The sequence below is a fragment of the Mesoterricola sp. JemC181 genome, assembly GCF_055384585.1.
The window spans coordinates 4,552,430-4,568,424 of sequence record NZ_AP045076.1 but is presented as its reverse complement, the minus strand read 5'-3'; the positions used below and the strand labels follow the sequence as shown (position 1 = coordinate 4,568,424).

The 15,995-nt window shown below is 69.7% G+C and carries 11 protein-coding genes; 5 read left to right on the top strand and 6 right to left on the bottom strand.

The features are described from left to right. Positions 1-233: 233 nt before the first annotated feature. The gene (locus ACZ5MC_RS20025; protein ID WP_464516615.1) at positions 234-1,370 is read right to left on the bottom strand and encodes an outer membrane beta-barrel protein; all 1,137 of its coding nucleotides are present in this window, start codon (positions 1,368-1,370) and stop codon (positions 234-236) included. Between the two features lie 113 nt (positions 1,371-1,483). Beyond that, the gene (locus tag ACZ5MC_RS20020; RefSeq protein WP_306602257.1) at positions 1,484-2,692 is read right to left on the bottom strand and encodes an ammonium transporter; all 1,209 of its coding nucleotides are present in this window, start codon (positions 2,690-2,692) and stop codon (positions 1,484-1,486) included. A 976-nt stretch (positions 2,693-3,668) separates the two neighbouring features. Here ACZ5MC_RS20020 and ACZ5MC_RS20015 point away from each other — a divergent pair. The 3 genes from ACZ5MC_RS20015 (at position 3,669) to ACZ5MC_RS20005 (ending at position 8,363) form a co-directional block, all read left to right on the top strand. After that, the gene (locus tag ACZ5MC_RS20015; RefSeq protein ID WP_306602256.1) at positions 3,669-5,657 is read left to right on the top strand and encodes an ATP-binding protein; all 1,989 of its coding nucleotides are present in this window, start codon (positions 3,669-3,671) and stop codon (positions 5,655-5,657) included. After that, on the top strand, positions 5,654-6,340 hold the full coding sequence (locus tag ACZ5MC_RS20010; RefSeq protein WP_306602255.1) for a response regulator: 687 nt from the start codon (positions 5,654-5,656) through the stop codon (positions 6,338-6,340). The genes ACZ5MC_RS20015 and ACZ5MC_RS20010 overlap by 4 nt, the downstream gene beginning before the upstream one ends. A gap of 424 nt (positions 6,341-6,764) precedes the next feature. Then, on the top strand, positions 6,765-8,363 hold the full coding sequence (locus ACZ5MC_RS20005) for a sensor histidine kinase (protein WP_306602254.1): 1,599 nt from the start codon (positions 6,765-6,767) through the stop codon (positions 8,361-8,363). On the opposite strand, the gene ACZ5MC_RS20000 is transcribed toward ACZ5MC_RS20005, so the two are convergent. After that, a complete protein-coding gene (locus ACZ5MC_RS20000; protein ID WP_464516614.1) occupies positions 8,360-9,100 on the bottom strand; it encodes a carbon-nitrogen hydrolase family protein in 741 nt (246 codons plus the stop codon). The two genes, ACZ5MC_RS20005 and ACZ5MC_RS20000, sit on opposite strands and share 4 nt — an antisense overlap. Before the next feature lie 61 nt (positions 9,101-9,161). On the opposite strand from ACZ5MC_RS20000, the gene ACZ5MC_RS19995 reads away from it, so the two are divergent. After that, positions 9,162-10,949 carry a M13-type metalloendopeptidase gene (locus ACZ5MC_RS19995; RefSeq protein ID WP_464516613.1) on the top strand — a complete coding sequence of 596 codons (1,788 nt, stop codon included), beginning with the start codon at positions 9,162-9,164 and terminating at the stop codon, positions 10,947-10,949. Here ACZ5MC_RS19995 and ACZ5MC_RS19990 read toward each other — a convergent pair whose 3' ends face one another. From ACZ5MC_RS19990 to ACZ5MC_RS19980, 3 genes are read right to left on the bottom strand one after another with little or no spacing between them, the layout of a single operon-like run. Continuing rightward, a complete protein-coding gene (locus tag ACZ5MC_RS19990) occupies positions 10,950-11,774 on the bottom strand; it encodes an EamA family transporter (RefSeq protein WP_464516612.1) in 825 nt (274 codons plus the stop codon). Positions 11,775-11,783: 9 nt separating this feature from the next. Beyond that, positions 11,784-14,498 carry a hypothetical protein gene (locus tag ACZ5MC_RS19985; protein ID WP_464516611.1) on the bottom strand — a complete coding sequence of 905 codons (2,715 nt, stop codon included), beginning with the start codon at positions 14,496-14,498 and terminating at the stop codon, positions 11,784-11,786. 37 nt (positions 14,499-14,535) lie between these two features. Continuing rightward, positions 14,536-15,099, bottom strand: coding sequence for a hypothetical protein (locus tag ACZ5MC_RS19980; protein WP_464516610.1), 564 nt, complete (start codon positions 15,097-15,099; stop codon positions 14,536-14,538). A gap of 331 nt (positions 15,100-15,430) precedes the next feature. On the opposite strand from ACZ5MC_RS19980, the gene tnpA reads away from it, so the two are divergent. After that, complete coding sequence (gene tnpA / locus ACZ5MC_RS19975) at positions 15,431-15,862, top strand: IS200/IS605 family transposase (RefSeq protein ID WP_306600627.1); 432 nt, start codon at positions 15,431-15,433, stop codon at positions 15,860-15,862. Positions 15,863-15,995 lie beyond the last annotated feature (133 nt).

Here is a 15,995-nt window from a genome sequence, read left to right as displayed (position 1 = left end):
ACTCCCTGGTTGCTCCCGCAGGCGGGGGGCCTCGGGATGCATTGGCACGCTGTAGGTTCTGGATTGGGCTGCCCGATTCTAGCGAGAGTCAAGGGAATGTCTAACCTTATCCATGGGAAGGGTTTGGGGTGCGGAGGCGGCGGTTTTCCGTTCCGGCAATCCGTACGCGGCTTCCCCCGCGAAACCGTCGGAGAGCGCCGGGGTCCGCGGGGGAAAAGTTGCCGGATCGTCAATCAGAAGCTGGTGCCCAGACTCCAGGTGAGGCTGGTGGCGTCCCGGAAGATCTTCCCGTCCCGGTCCTTGACGTCCCTGTTTAGGCTGTCCCGCCGGACCTCGAGGCGCGTGAAGGTGGCATGCCACCGGCGTTCCACGCCCAGGGAGCCGGAGTGGGCGGTGAGGTTGGCCGAGGGGTCCAGGGCGATGGCCCTGGCCACCGTGGCGTCCGCGCCCAGGCGGATGCCCGTGTCGTCCCGGAGGGTCTCCAGGCGGCCGTAGGCGCTCCAGCGGTCGTTGAACGGGTACTTGCAGATGGCCCCGAAGCCCGTCCAGCTGGCCTTGTCGCCGGAAGGCAGGTCCTCGCGCCCGTTCTCGGCCTCCCACTGGAGGGTGGTGGCGCCCCAGACCCACTGGCCCGCGAAGGAGACCCGCGTGCGCTTGCGGCCTTCGGCGCCCCTGACGGCCGCGGCGCCCAGGCCGTCCTGTTCGGCCCCGGAGAAGGCCATGAGGGTGGCGAACCTGTCCGCGGCGCCGCCGTGATTGTAGGTGAGGCCCACACCCGCGGTCTTGCCGCGGTTGTTGTCCTGCACCCGGTCCTCGCCGTTGAAGACCCACACGTCCGAACTCCAGGAGCCGCTGAAGGCGTGGTGCCAGTTCAGGCCGACCTGGGCGCAGGGGATGGCGTACGTGAAGAGAATGCCCCGGGTGGCGGGCACGTTCAGGGTGGCGTCCAGGACCTCCATGCCGATGGCCGTGTACATCCGCCCGAACTTGAGCGTCTCGTTCCCGCCGCTCCAGGTGACCATGGCCTCGGGCCAGGCCAGGGACCCGGTCTCCGCGGGCGTGGTGCCCGAGACGGCGGTGATGGCGTTCAGGAACTTCCCGGTCTGGCCTCCCAGGATCGTGAACTTCAGGCCGAAGCCGTCGGGGAGGGTCACGTCCGCGCCCACCTGCAGGCCGTCCAGGGACAGCTGGCCCCCGCCCGCGTCCACGGTGCGCAGGAAGAGGGCGCCGTCCGGGGTCTGGCGGTCCGAGGCCGCGCCGGAGGCCCACACGGCGCCCCGCCATTTGACAACGGGGCCCGCGGAGGCGGGAGGGGTCTGGGCGGCAAGGGCCAGGGAGGCGATGAGGGCAAAGGTGATGCGCGTGCGCATGACGGCTCCAGGTGGGGGAGAAGGAAGGGCGGGGGTGCGTCGGCGCCGCGCCCTCCCGCCCTGGATTCCAGCCAGGGCCCCTGGGGGCCCCGGAGTCAACGTTTCGTCAAAGCCTAGAGCGCGTCCGTGTAGGCCACTTCGCCGTGGAGACCCATGTCCAGGCCGGACTCCTCGACGCCGTCCTCGACCTTCACCTTGGTGATGCGGTCGATGATCCAGAGCATGCCATAGGTGAACACGAAGGCCCAGGCGCTGGAGATGGCCACGGCCGCCAGCTGCTTGAAGAAGAAGCTCGTGCCGCCGCCGGTGAGCAGGCCGTTGGTGACGATGGCGGGGTTCCAGGACTTGTCCGCGAACATCCCCAGGAAGATGATGCCGATGAAGCCGCCCACGCCGTGCACGCCCCACACGTCGAGCGCGTCGTCCCAGCCCAGGCGGTTCTTGAGGGCGACGGCGTAGTAGCAGATCACGCCGGAGAGGATGCCGATGAGCGCGGCGGTGGCCGGCGACACGTAGCCCGCGGCGGGGGTGATGGTGGCCAGGCCCGCGACGGCGCCCGTGAGGAGGCCGAGGAACTTGGGCTGCTTGGCGTTCATCCATTCGACCACGAGCCAGGTGACGGCGGCGAAGGAGGCGGCCACGTCGGTGTTGATGAAGGCCGAGGTGGTGACGGAGTCCACCTGGAACTCGCTGCCGGCGTTGAAGCCGTACCAGCCGAACCACAGGAGGCCGGTGCCCAGCGCCACGAGGGGGATGCTGTGGGGGATGCTGTCGACGACCTTGCGCTTGCCCACGTAGAGGACCGAGGCCAGGGCCGCGATGCCCGCGGTGTTGTGCACGACGATGCCGCCGGCGTAGTCCAGGACGCCCCACTGGGCCAGGATGCCGTCGGGATGCCAGACCATGTGGCAGAAGGGGAAGTACACGAAGATCAGCCAGGCCGTGAGGAACCACATGTAGGCCTTGAAGGTCACGCGGTTCGCGAAGGCGCCGGTGATGAGCGCCGGGGTGATGATGGCGAACATCATCTGGTAGGCCACGTGGACGAAGGTGGGGATGCCCAGCGCGACGTTGCCCTGGTAGAGGCTGTGGAGGGTGATGCCCTTGAGGAAGGCGTGGGTGAAGGGGTTGCCGATGATCCCGTGCACGGAGGGGCCGAAGCACATGGAGTAGCCGAAGGTGAACCACAGCACGGTGGTCCAGCCCATGGACACGAAGCTCTGGATCATGATGCCGAGCACGTTCTTGCGGGCGCAGAGCCCGCCGTAGAAGAACGCCAGGCCCGGGGTCATGAGCATGACGAGGCTGGCGCAAAGGATCATGAATCCTGTGTTGCCAGTGTTGATCTGAGGTAACACGTGACCTCCTTGGGAAAGGGATGGGGAAAAGGGGTTGGAATGGCGCGTAAGGGGAGGGTCCAGGGCAGGGCCCGGCCAGGAGGCGCGGCAGGCGCGCTCCCCAAGTGCAGGGCCTTCCCTGCGGAGTGGATGAGGACATAAAGACGTTGATATGAAGACCGGCTTCTCGGGTATAAAGATTGCGTAAAAAAGTGTCCCCTAGGCCACCACAGCCCTGATTGCTGTGAGGGAAATCACATTGTTCCTGCTCAATTCCTCCGGCGCCCGGAGGGCCGGATTCCGTAAATGGAATTTTATCTGCGCGCGGAGTTTTACTGAATTTCAAATCTTAATTCCGGATCGGCGGTGCAAAGGGTGGAGGATGAGTTAAAAATTTCATGGCCAATGAAAATCATTATTCAGCAAGGTTCTGTGGCCTGGCCGCATTGTGGGAAACCGGGGGTGCATATGGGGGCGGCAGGGTGGGTAAGGACGGTCATCGATGTGCCGGTTCCTTTCGGTGGCATTCTTTTTCAGCGCCTCAGCGAATCCTCTGCGCCTCTGCGTTTAAGGGTTTACCAGGGGCAAGCGGCGCCCCGAATGGGCGGACGGCAACCACCTCGGAAGGAATCAAACGCAGAGGCGCTGGGGATTCGCAGAGGCGCTGGGATGGTACGCATTACGGCTGTTTTCGAATAGTATCCAGCGGGTGATCTCAAAATGATAAACAAAATATTATCAATTTTTAGATTCGACCTTCAGCATGCATCGCCACGGGTGCTTGGTGGCCGATTGCATTTATTAAGATCCAATTTAAATCCATGTCCACACCTCCTGCCGGAATCTCCCCGAGGCAGGATGCGCCTGGATTCGTACCTCGGACACCCGGCGGCGGCCCGGGTTACGTTCCCCCCGGGACGCCCGACGGCAGGCCCCGGGTCCTCTGGAGCTTTGTGACATCATGGGCAGACCCGCCGCCCAGGAGAACCCTCCCGTGACCTCCGATCCCAGCCCCGCCTCCGGCCCCATCGTGGTGGCCCTGGGCTCGGACGCGCGGAGCCTGCGGCTGGTGCATGCCGGGTTCCGCATGGCGCGGGAGCAGGGCCGGCCCTGGGTGGTGGCCCACGTGGAGGTGCCGGGGTGGGAGACCCCCGAGGAGGCCGACCAGGCCCGGGTCTGGCTGGAGGAGGCCCACGAGCTGGGCGCCGAGGTCATCTGGCTGAAGGGGCCCACCGTGGTGGCCGGCCTCCTCATGCTGGCCCGCAAGCGCGCGCCTTCGCTCATCATCATGGGCGTGACCCGGGCCCGGGGTCCCTGGGACCGCCTGGAGAGCTCCCGGGCCAAGGAGATGCTCGGGCGCAACCTGGACGTGCGCATCCTGCCGCTGCCGCTGGACTCCGCCCCGCCGGTGGACTTCGCCTGGAGGAACCTCGGAGACCTGGTGGGCATCGCCGGGGCCCTGGCGGTGATCCTCACGATGGCCGGCCTCTTCGCCGCGGCGCTCGCGGTGGTGCTCGGCTTCCCCGCGGTGCCGGCGGTCTTCGCCCTGGCCCTGGCCTTCATTCTCCACCGCTGGGGCCGGGTCGTGGGAGCGGCGGCCACCCTGGCCTCCTTCCTCGTCTACGGTCTCTTCTTCAACCGGGCCTCCGGTATGGTGCCGGTGGACGGCTGGCCCCGCTTCATGGCCTTCGCGGCCACCGTCCTGGGCGCCCAGGCCCTGGTGGACCTGGTGGGCCAGCTGCGCCAGGAGACCCGCCTGGGCCGGCGCCGGGAGGCGGAGACCGTTCTGCTCATGCTCCTGGGGCGGGGACTGGCCCGCTGCTCCACGGTCCAGGAGGTGGCCGGGGTCCTGGTCCGGCGCCTGCGGAGCCTCTTCCAGGCCGAGGCCTGGGTGCTCCTGCCGGCGGAGGGGGACCTCTGGACCCGCCTGCCCGGGGGCGGCGACGCACCGCCCTGCGCGCCGCCCTCCGGGCTCCTGCCGGAATTCAGCGCCGCCGTCGCCCGCGAGGATCCCCTGGAGCCCTTCTTCGAACCGCCCTGCTCCTTCGTGCCCCTCGCGGGCACCGGCGGCACCGAGGGCCTCCTCCAGATACGCCTGGCCTCCGGGGGCCGCGTGCCCCAGGAGCGCTGGGGCCTCCTCCAGGCCTTCGCCGTGCAGGGCTCGCTGGCCCTGGAGCGGATCCGGGCCGTGGAGACCGCCCACAGCGTCCGCATGGAGAACGAGACCGAGCGCATGCGCAGCACCCTGCTGGGGGCGGTCTCCCACGACCTGAGGACGCCGCTGGCGGCCATCCAGGGCGCGGCCACGAGCCTGCTCCTGCCCGAGGAGGCCCTGACCGAGGCCTCCCGGCGCGACCTGCTGATGATGATCCGGGAGGAGAGCGAGCGCCTGTCGCGCCTCCTGGGCAACCTCCTGGACCTCACCCGGCTCGAGAGCGGGATCATCCGGGTGCGCAAGGAATGGCAGCCCCTGGACGAGGTGGTGGGTTCGACCATCGGGCGCCTGGAGCGCCAGGGGCCGGTGCCGGTGCGCGTCCTCCTGCCCGCGGACCTGCCCCCGGTGCCCCTGGACGGGGGGCTGATGGAGCAGGTGCTCCAGAACCTCCTCGTCAACGCCCGGCTCCACGCCGGGGACGGCGAGGTGCTGCTGGAGGCCTGGGCGGCGCCGGATTCCATGGAACTGGCGGTGTCGGACCGGGGCCCCGGCGTCCCGGCCGAATACCAGGCGCGGATCTTCGACAAGTTCTTCCGCATGCCCGGCCAGCTCCGGGACGGCGGCGCGGGCCTGGGGCTGGCCATCTGCGACGCCATCGTGAAGGCCCACGGAGGCCGGATCTGGGTCGAGGACCAGGAGGGCGGCGGGGCCCGGTTCCGCGTCAGCCTGCCCCAGGACGGCCCTCCCCCCCTGCTGCCTGACCCTGAACCCGTGCCGCCGGAGCCCGCCCCGTGACGCAGCCCCTGATCCTGATCATCGAGGACGAGGCGCCCCTGCGGCGCTTCCTGGTGCCCACCCTCTCCACCCAGGGCTACCAGGTGGATGTGGCCTCCACCGGGGCCGAGGGCATCCTCCTGGCGCGCAGCTACAACCCGGACATCATCCTGCTGGATCTGGGCCTGCCCGACCGGGACGGGCTGGAGGTGCTGAGGGAACTGCGCGACTGGAGCCGCAAGCCCATCCTGATCATCTCGGCGCGCAACCAGGAGACGGACAAGGTCCGCGCCCTGGACCTGGGGGCGGACGACTACCTCACCAAGCCGTTCGGCGCCGCCGAGCTGCTGGCGCGCATCCGCGTCGCCCTTCGGCACGCCGCCGGGTCCGGGCGGGAGACGCCGCTCCTTCGGGTCGGGTCCCTGTGCCTGGACCTGGAGAAGCGGGAGGTGGCCATGGACGCCGTGCCGGTCAAGCTGACGCCGCTGGAGTACCGGCTCCTGGAGGCCCTCGCCCGCCGGGCCGGGAAGGTGGTCACCCACGCCCAGCTCCTCAACGACGTGTGGGGCCCCACCGGGGAGGGCCAGACGCACTACCTGCGGATCTACATGGGGACGCTCCGCCGGAAGATCGAACCCGATCCGACCCGGCCGCGGTACCTCCTCACGGAGCCCAGCATCGGCTACCGATTGAACGTGGACTAGGGATAACGTTTTTATGAAAGCCCGGCTCTGTCCGGGCGAGCCTGGGCGTGAAGGCCGTGGGCCGGACTTCCCGGAAGCGGCGGGAACGGGAATTTAATTGAAAGGTTTCCAGTGTTTGACGACCAGGTGTTCGGTTTTGTGCATCCGTGGGCGTCCGGTCCCGTTCAAATTAATGTCATTAATTAAATAACATATTAAATGAGTATGATAATCCGCTAAAGGCATTCATTTTGAATGTTAACCATCAGAAAGATGTTGAGTTTTAGGGGCCCATGGACGATAAAGGAGGGGCTGGGGCGGTCAGAGCGCTATGGGTAATGTTTCATACATACTGTCGCCGGGTGCGCTTTACGCGCTCCTGGGATGCCTAAGCTTCGCCTTCCTGGCGCTCCTCCCGGTCCTGCCGGGGAAGAGCCCCTACTATGTGCATTCCGCGCTGGTGCTGTTCTTCAATATCGCCACCATCGCCCTGGCCCTGGCCAAGGCCCGGGATCTCCCCGAGGAGCGGACGGGATGGCGGATCTTCGCTCTGGGGGTGGCCGTTTCCATGCTCGGCAACGCCCTTTGGCTGGTCCTCCCCATCGCTCCCGGCGCCGCCGCGCCGATGAGGGCCGTGGCCTACGCTGCGACGCCATTGTCGGCGGCCATCCTGGCCCTGGCGGTGTGGAGCTGGCCCTGGCGGGGACGCGACAGCCACCGGGGGCTCAACCTCCTGGGCAGCCTCGTGTTCTGTCTTTCGTTCCTTCTCCTTCCCTGGATCAGGGGCGTCTGGAGTCCGGTCATGGAGGGCGCTCCTCCGCTCCGGATCTTCGTGATCACGCTCTGTTCGAGGCTGGTCCTGGCGGGAGGCCTGGCGTCCTTCCTGGTGGCCGGGGACCCCCGCCGCCTGCGCGGGCCTCTGGGGTGGCTGCTGCTCAACTGCAGCCTCCTGTTCGTGCAGGGCGCCTTCCTGTCCCATTCCATGGCGCGCATGGACGTGGCCGCCAGGTCCCCCTGGTTCGCCCTGACGCCCCTCATCACAGGCGCCCTCTTCCTGGCCGCCTACACGCGCCACGCCGCGGAAGTCCCCACCGAGGAGGCCCGGCTGGGGAACCACCTTCCCGGCCTCCTGCTGCACGTCCCCTTCCTGGCCACCTCCACCCTCATCGTCGTGGCCATCATCGAAGGCAGGCCTCCGGGACCCGGGGTGCTTCTGGTCTTCCTGCTGATGACGGCCTCGCTGGTGCTGCGCCAGTTCCTCCTGCAGGAGCAGCTGATGGCCTCCCACCGGGAGATGGAGGAGCGGGTGCGAAGCCGCACGGTGGAACTGGAGCGCATGCAGGACGTGGTCCTGCTCAACGAGCGCCTGAACGCGGTGGTGGTGCTGGGTGCGGGGCTCGTGCACGACCTGAACAAGGGCCTGGGCTCCATCCTGTCGGCCGCCGAGGTGCTGCAGATGGAACTGGAGCGCCGAATGAAGGTCTCCGGGTTCGCCGTGGAGGCCATCATCCAGGCCGTGGAGCGCTCGGCGGTCCTGTCCTCGCGGGTGATGGACTTCTCCCGGCGGCTGCAGGAGGAGGGGGAAGTGAGGGACCTGCGCCGTGAGCTGGGCGCGCTGGAGGGGCTCCTCAAGCTCCTGGTGCCCTGCGGCGTCCACCTGGTCATGCAGCCCGGGCAGGAACCGGCGCCCGTGCGCATCCACACCGAGGACCTCAAGCAGATCCTGCTGAACCTGGTGGCCAACGCCCGGGACGCCATGCCCGGAGGCGGCACGATCCGGGTGGCGGTGGGCAAGGAGACCCTCACCGGCGAGACGTACCTGGACGTCGAGGACACCGGCACCGGCATCCCCGAGGAGACCCGCGCCAGGATGTTCGAACCCTTCTTCACCACCAAGGATCCCGGCACCGCCACGGGCCTGGGGCTGGCCTCGGTGAAGGTCCTGCTGGAGCGGGTCCAGGGGCGGGTGGAGGTGAGCTCGTCCATGGGCGCGGGCACCCGGTTCCGGCTGCTCTTTCCGGCCGCGGCGTCGGTGCACGCCTAGAAGCGTTCCACCTTCCCGATGTCCACGAACATCTCCAGGGGATCCACCAGGAGCCCGTCCCGCACCGATGCGTCCAGCAGGTAGGTGTGGTCGTCCAGGGTGCGCACCGGGTCGCCCAGGGGGTCGAACACATGGTTGCCCGCGCCCGCGAAGGTTTCCAGCGGGTGCTCCGAGGCGCTCACGCAGCAGCCCACCGCGAACACGCCGTTCTCGATGGCACGCGCCTGGAGGAGGGCGCGCCACACGTGGTCGCGCCGCCAGGGCCACCAGGCCGGGGCCACCAGGGCGTCGCAGCGGGTCTGGAGGCGCAGCGCCCGGGCCTGTTCGGGGAAGCGCAGGTCGTTGCAGTTGAGCAGGCCGAGGGTCCAGTCGCGGAACCGCACGGCCACGTACCGGTCGCCGGGCTCCCAGAGGTCGAACTCCCCGTTGGGCCGGAAGAGGTGGACCTTGTCGTAGCTGGCCCTCTCGGCCCCGCCCTCCCAGAACGTGAGGCGGTTGCGCCGCTCCTCCGTGATCGACCCGAAGACGAAGCCGGTGCGGGGGTGGTCCCCGGAGACGCGCCGGAACCGGGCGCGGGCCAGGGCCGGGTCCAGGGTGCGCCGGTAGCCGTGGAGGAAGCCCTCGGGAAAGACCACCAGGTCCGCCCCGCCCGCGGCTGCACGGGCCGCCTCCTCCTCCATGCGGACGAGGTTGGATTCCACGTCCATGCATACGAACCGGGACAGGTGGATCTTCATGGCCGCTCCCCGCATTGACAGGCCCGGAAGGCCCCCAGCATCATGATACGTGAGGTGTTCCTTGATTCGCGCGGCACGGTTCCTTCTTCCCTGCCTCGTGGCCGGCGTCCTGGGCGCGCAGGTCCACGGGATCCGCACCGCGGATCTCGACCCGGCGACCCCGCCGTGCATGGATTTCTTCCGGTACGCCAATGGCGGCTGGATGAGGGCGAACCCCGTTCCCCCGGACCGCCCTTCCTGGGGCGCCCTCGACGAGATGGAGGCGCGCGTCGGAGCGGTGCTGCGCGAGGCGCTCGAGGACGCCGCAGCCTCCGGGGCCCCCGAGGGCAGCGTTCCCCGGCAGGTGGGGGACTTCTTCACGTCGGGGATGGACACGGACTCCGTCGTCCGGGGGGGCCTGGCGCCCCTGCGGGAAGGACTGGCCCGCATCGACGGCATGGGGGACCTGGCGGGCCTGGGAAGGGAGCTCGCGCGGCTCCACCTCACGGGCGCCCGGGCCGCCTTCGAATTCACGGTGGGTCCTGATGAAAGGCGCAGGACGGTCAACGTCGCGCAGCTGGCCCAGGGCGGGCTGGGGATGCCGGACCGGGACGACTACCTGGCCGAGGGGAGCCGCGAGGCCCGGGCCGCCTACCTCGACTACCTGGCGCGCCTGTTCACCCTTGCGGGCGAGAAGCCCGCCCTGGCGAGGGCCCACGCCGGCATCGCGTTCGACATGGAACGGCGCCTGGCCGGCGTTTCCATGACCCAGGCGGAGCGGCGGGATCCCATGGCCGCCTGCCGCCGGCTGTCCCAGGAGGACCTCTCCGCCCTCGCGCCCCGCTTTCCCTGGCGGGCCTATTTCGAGGCCGCGGGAATCGGCGCCCGCGAGGAGCTCCTGGTGCGCCAGCCGGCGTTCCTGGCCGGGCTCTCGGCCATGGCGGCCGATACGCCCGCGCCCCAGTGGCGGGCGTACCTCAAGGCGCGCCTGCTGGACGCCAGCGCCCCCTTCCTGGGCGGGGCCTTCGAGGACGCCTCCTTCGCCTTCCACGGGACGCGCCGGCCCCCGCCGCGGTGGCAGCGGGTGGCGCGCGCCACGGACGCGGCCCTGGGAGGGGCCCTGGGACGGATGTACGTGGCCCGGACCTTCTCTCCCAGGTCCCGGGTTCGCGCCCAGGACCTGGCGGCCCAGGTGTGCGTCGCGCTCAGGGAGCGGATCCGGGACCTGCCCGGGCTGACTCCGCCCGTCCGCGCGGCGGCCCTGGACAGGCTGGACGCCCTCGCCGTGAAGGTGGGCTACCCCGACGAATGGCGGGACGAACCGGCCCTGAAGGTGGACCGATCCGGCTACCTTGGCAACGTACAGCGGGCGGCGGCCTTCGCGTTCCGCAGCCAGGTGGCCCTGGTGGGCCGGCCCGTGGACGGATCCCGGTGGCCCGGGTCCTCCGCCGCGGTGAAGGCCCGTTACGACGCGCGGCTCAACGAGCTCTACCTGCCCGCGGGGCTCCTCCAGCCGCCCTTCTTCGATCCCAGGGCCGACGACGCGTCGAATCTCGGGGCCCTCGGCGTCCTCATCGGCCACGAGCTCACCCGGGACGGGAACCTCCCGGGCCCGGGCGGCCTGGAGGCCGCCTTCGCGGCGCTGCAGAAGGGCCTGGAAGGCCGGCCGCGGCCGTCCGTCGACGGGTTCACCCCCGAGCAGCGCTTCTTCCTGGCCTATGCCCAGAGCCGGCGAATCCATGCGCGGGAGGGGGCGGTGCGGGACGGCGTGAACGCGTCCCTGGCCGGACTGCCCGGATTCGCGGCAGCCTTCGGGTGCGGGGCCCAGGGGCCCCCGCGCCAACCGCCGGCGCCACCCGGGGCCAGGTGATCAGGGCCAGGCCAGGCCCGCGGCCCCCGCGGCCACGAGGCAGGCACCGGCCCACTGCCGGAAGGTGGGGCGCTCCCCCAGGGCCCTGGAGAAGACCACCGCGAAGACCACCGAGGTGTTGCGCAGGGTGGCCACGAGGCCCGCGCCGCCCAGGGCCAGGGCCTCGAGGTAGAGCAGGAAGCTGGCGGTGCACAGCAGGCCGGCCCCCAGCACCAGGGCCCGCTGGGAGGAGACGAGGTCCGGGCGCGGGAGGCCCCGCGCCAGGATCTGGATGGGAAGGCTCACGGCCATGGAGGTCGCGTAGAGCGGGATGGCCTGCGCCCCCCGGGCGAGGCTGAACTTGTAGCAGAGGGTGTAGCCGGCGATGGCCGCGCCCACAGAGGCGGCCCAGGCCAGGCTGCCGCGGCCGGCGCCCCGGCCGGGGGCGAGGCCCATGAAAGCCAGGCCCGCGCCCACCGTCCCCACCGCCAGGGCGGAGGAGAGCCGGAGGGACTCGCCCAAGAGGAGGACCGAGACGGGCCACACCAGCAGGAGGGAGCCTCCGCGCATCCAGGTGTAGCTCCAGCCCAGGGGGGAGGTCCTGAGGGCCCTGGCCAGGGCGAGGAAATACAGCCCCTCGAAGGCCCCCGCCCCCAGGCCCCAGGCCAGGGACGTGCCGGAAGGGAAGGCCCGCCCCGGAAGGAAGGGGCAGATGGCCGCCGTGGCCAGGAACGAGATGGCCAGGATGCCCCCGGAGGCGGCCTCGATGTCGGAGGCCTTCTTCAGGAGGGCGTTCCAAAGGGCGTGGAGCAGGGCCGACATCAGGACCAGGGACGCCAGCGCCATGGGGTGGCCTCAGGGGCGGACCAGGAGGGTGAGGGTGCCCACCGCGCGGTTTTTCATGACGCCGTCCAGGGGCCGGTGGAGGCCGGCCTGGATCCGCATGCGCCGGAGGACCTGCTCGCTGGCTGCGCCCAGGGGATTGTCGAACGTGTATTCCAGGCCCGCCACCCGGGTGAAGGGCGGGCGTCCCGGTCCCGGGTCCCACAGGGCGGTGCCCTCGAGGTAGGCGCGGAGGGCGCCGCCGGCCTCCCCCCGCCACCGCAGGAAGCGGTCCCCCGCGGCCAGATGCGCGGGCAGGGCGGGCTGCTCCACCTGGTTGCATTCCAGGCTCGCGGGCAGGAGGCTCGTGGCGGTGCCCCCCAGGTGGAAGGCCTCGCCACCGGCGCCGCCCTGGGTGATCCGGCCCCCGGAGGTCCGCAGGGTGACGGGAACGCCGGGATTCTCCAGGCGCAGGGCCACCTCGGCCCGCAGGAGGTTCCAGCGGTTCCCGGCGGTGGCGCCGGGGAACCACTGGACGTTCGGAACCAGCGCGATGCCCCAGGCGCCCCGGGCCCACAGGGCCTGCATCCCGGCCCGGAGCCCCAGGATGCTCCGGGTGCGGGCGGCGCCGCCATCCAGGGGCTCCACCCGCTCCGTGGCCGCCACGGGGCTGAACCAGAAGGGGACCTCCCCCCGGTCGTCCCAGGTGAGGGAAAGCTCCAGGCCCTGGCGCCGGGTGTCCGCGGCCACCGGCGCGAACCGCTGGCGGGAGGGGCGCGCCGTGGCGCTGAAGGCGGTGAACGCGGGCCGCCAGGCCCAGGCGGCGCTGGAGACGCCCGCAACCGCGCCCCGGGGCCCGGCGCCGTCGCCGAAGCCCGCCAGGGCCTGCCAGGAAAGGCGCCCCAGGAGGTCCGCCCCCGCCAGGCCCACCTGCCAGCTGGATCCCGATGGCGCCAGGCTCGCGCCGGAGCCGAGCTGGATCCACGGGTTGGCCGCGGCGCGGTAGGGGACGGAGGGGAGGGGGCCCGGAACCCGGGGCAGGGCCACGGGTTCGGCCGGGGGGGCCAGGACGGCCTTCGCGGTGAGGAACCGGGGTTCCGGCGCCGGCGCGGCCCCGAGCGGAGGCAGGGTCAGGTCCAGCCGGCGGATCTCCATGCCCCGGGCGTCCAGGGTGGTGAAGAAGAGGCTCCTCCCGTCGGGGCTGGGGGCCGGGTTCCAGGCTCCGGCCACCGTGCGCGTCATGACCTGGGGGGCCTGGAAGGCCGGGGCGCCCCCGTCGCGCGTGAAGGGCACCTTCACCACCTCCACGCCGCCGTCCACCTCGCACCCGGCCCAAAGGAGCCCCCTGGCCTCGTCCACGAAGGCCTTGCCCACCGCCTGGCCCGGCAGGGCCACCCGCCGGCCCTCCAGCTCCAGAACCCAGACCGCGCCGCGGTGGACGGGCTCGAGGGTCCGCCAGCGGGCAGGGGGCAGGGATCCAGGGGCACGGTCCACCCCCGAGCCGAGGTGCCACAGGGCGGGACGGCGGTGGAGGGTCCCTTCCGCGTCCGCATGCTTGAGCTGGAACCGTACGGTGGCGTCGTCGACCCATTCCGCCTGGTGGGGCGTGCGGTGGTCCAGGGCGGGAAGGGAGGCCGCGGGCGTGCGGGCGGGGCTTTCCGGGGCCACGTCCGTCACGAGGTTCAGGGGATCGGCCTTGGCGGGCTTTTTCGGGGGGTCCGGGTCCTGCAGCTTCCAGATCCGGAGGCCGGACTGCCCCCGGGCTTCCAGCGACGCCAGGAGCCGCGTGCCGTCCGGGCTCACGGCCAGGTCCCGCAGCCCGCCGCCGCTGCGCAGGAACAGCTCGCCTTCCCGGAGGCCCTGGGCCTTCAGGCGGAGCTCCCACTCCAGGGCGTCGTGGGCGGCTTCGGCCTGGAAGCGCTGGTATCCGTCCACCGCCGAGAAGCCGAAGGTCGCGAGGAAGGCTTCATCGAAGGACCGGTTCCGCTTGGAGGCCAGCTGCTTCCATAGGTTCCGGAGCACCTCGGGCTGGGCGGGCCGCTGACGCTCCAGCCACTCCAGGTAGGTGGAGCCCACCTCGTAGGCCATGCTGCCCCCCAGGAAGCCCTGGGTGCCGTTCAGGGCTCCATAGGACGGGAGTTTCCCGGCCCGGGCCCACTGGCGGATCAGGGCCGCCCGGAGGGCGCTGTGGGGCCGGCCGGACCCGGTGATGCGGCCTTCCGCCAGGGTCGCATAGCCCTCGGTGACCCAGCGGGGGCACTTCAGGACCAGGGGTCCGATGGGCAGGCCGAAGAGGGTGTCCAGGACGGTCTGCGCGCGCCTGGGGCGCATGAGGTGGTGGATGTGGGTCATTTCGTGGCTGACGAGTTCCTCCGTCCAACTGCCGAGGGCGTTGCCGAGGAGATCGTCGCTGCGGGGTTCCGTGGCCCAGAGGATCACGTAGGGGTTGGACAGGAGGGGCACGGCCATGCCGTTGGGATCGGCCATGGGGTCCACCAGGACCACCTGGACGGGCCGCGGGCTTTCATAGCCCACGAGGGTGGCCACCTGCGCGTGGATGCCTTCGACGCGGGAGGCCACGTCCTGGGCCCAGTCCGACAGCAACGGCGGGTAGTGGATCCGGTAGTGGGCGGTGGTGAGGGTGCGCCACGCCGCATTCGGGGCCTGGATCCCGGCCGCCGTCGAGGGAAGCGCGGCCAGGACCGCCAGCGCGGAGGGAAGGAGGGAGGGGCGGCGGGAAGGGTCCATGGGCGGCATCCTTGTCGCCCTTCAGACTACCTTCGGTTCAGTACATCTGGTACCAGGCGAGGGCTCCGGTGTTGGCGGAGATGGCCACCTTCGCGCGCTCCCAGGGGCAGGTGAACACGTAGACGAGCTCGTCGGGATAGCCGGGGCTGTCGGGCCGCTTCGTCTCCACCTGGGAGAACCCGCGCACGTAGCCGTGGAGGTTGAGGTTGGCGATGGCCGAGTCAAGGTTGACCGCCACCCACGTGAACTCCATGGATTTGCATCCGGGAATGGAGGGCGGGGACAGGAAGAAATCCGAGAAGAGGCCTCGGGTGCATTTCACGCTCGCGGAGCGGGGCCGGGGAAGGACGGAACCCGCCTCCTCGGGCACCTGGTACTGGGCCTCGTAGAACAGGGTCCAGCGCTGGACGTCGCTGGCCTTGGACATGAGCCAGGCGGGGTCGGCCCCGTTGTCGCCACGCATCAGGCGCAGGTCCAGGGTCGCGGGGGAATGGGTCCCCTGAAGTCCATGGGATGCGTACCGCTTGGCGGCGGACGCCAGGCCGTTCAGGTCGACGAGGCCCTGGGCGGCGAGGGCGCCGGCGGCGCAGAGAAGGATCATGGCTGATTTTAATATGAACATGACGTCTCCTATTGGAGTGGATGAAATGTGGGTTCCATGCCGCTTGAGTTCAAGCGACATGGAACCCTTACCCATGGGTTAAGGCAATAAATGATTGAAAAATTATGTATAAAAAAGGGTGGATGAAACAAGCCGGGGGGTCGTGGCGATTGACGTCTGCGCAGCTGTGTAGTTGATCGGCAATGACAATTCTAGCAAAACCAGGAGACCCCCCGGCTCTGCCGGGGTGGCAGTAGAAGTTTGACATTTCAGGGAGTCCATCCTGGAATCTCCGATTGTGAGCCGCCAAGCACACGAAAGGAGGTCCAAGATGGACTCGTCGGAAAGTCTAAGCCACTCCCGGTGGGAGTGTAAGTACCACGTGGTGTTTATCCCAAAATGTCGAAGAAAGACGCTCTACGAGAAGTTACGACCACATCTGGGTGAGGTGTTCCGGCAACTGGCCGCGCAGAAGGAATGCCGGATCGAGGAGGGGCACCTCATGGCCGATCACGTCCATATTCTGATTTCGATTCCGCCAAAGTATGCCGTGGCGCAGGTGATCGGGTTCATCAAGGGTAAGAGCGCGATTCACCTCGCCCGCGTGTATGGGGAGAGGAAGCGCAACTTTGTAGGCCAGAACTTCTGGGCGCGCGGCTACTTCGTATCGACAGTGGGCCGAGATGAGACGGTCGTGCGCGAATACATCCGAAAACAGGAAAAGGAGGACGAGCGATTTGAGCAACTGTCCCTGTTTCGCTGACCAGGCACCTCCAAGGTGCCCATCCTATGATTCGGGGCCGCGTTAGCGACCCCGACCAGCCGCTTTGAGCGGCTCACGTTTTAAACCCCCCGGCTCTGCCGGGGGATGTCTTAGTCGGCTCGACGGGCTCTGC

Coding starts and splice junctions, on each gene's coding strand:
- ACZ5MC_RS20020 (WP_306602257.1), bottom strand. CDS start 2,692: ATGATCCTTTGCGCCAGCCTCGTCATGCTCATGACCCCGGGCCTGGCG.
- ACZ5MC_RS20000 (WP_464516614.1), bottom strand. CDS start 9,100: ATGAAGATCCACCTGTCCCGGTTCGTATGCATGGACGTGGAATCCAAC.
- ACZ5MC_RS19980 (WP_464516610.1), bottom strand. CDS start 15,099: ATGATCCTTCTCTGCGCCGCCGGCGCCCTCGCCGCCCAGGGCCTCGTC.
- ACZ5MC_RS19985 (WP_464516611.1), bottom strand. CDS start 14,498: ATGGACCCTTCCCGCCGCCCCTCCCTCCTTCCCTCCGCGCTGGCGGTC.
- ACZ5MC_RS19990 (WP_464516612.1), bottom strand. CDS start 11,774: ATGGCGCTGGCGTCCCTGGTCCTGATGTCGGCCCTGCTCCACGCCCTT.
- ACZ5MC_RS20015 (WP_306602256.1), top strand. CDS start 3,669: ATGGGCAGACCCGCCGCCCAGGAGAACCCTCCCGTGACCTCCGATCCC.
- tnpA (WP_306600627.1), top strand. CDS start 15,431: ATGGACTCGTCGGAAAGTCTAAGCCACTCCCGGTGGGAGTGTAAGTAC.
- ACZ5MC_RS20025 (WP_464516615.1), bottom strand. CDS start 1,370: ATGCGCACGCGCATCACCTTTGCCCTCATCGCCTCCCTGGCCCTTGCC.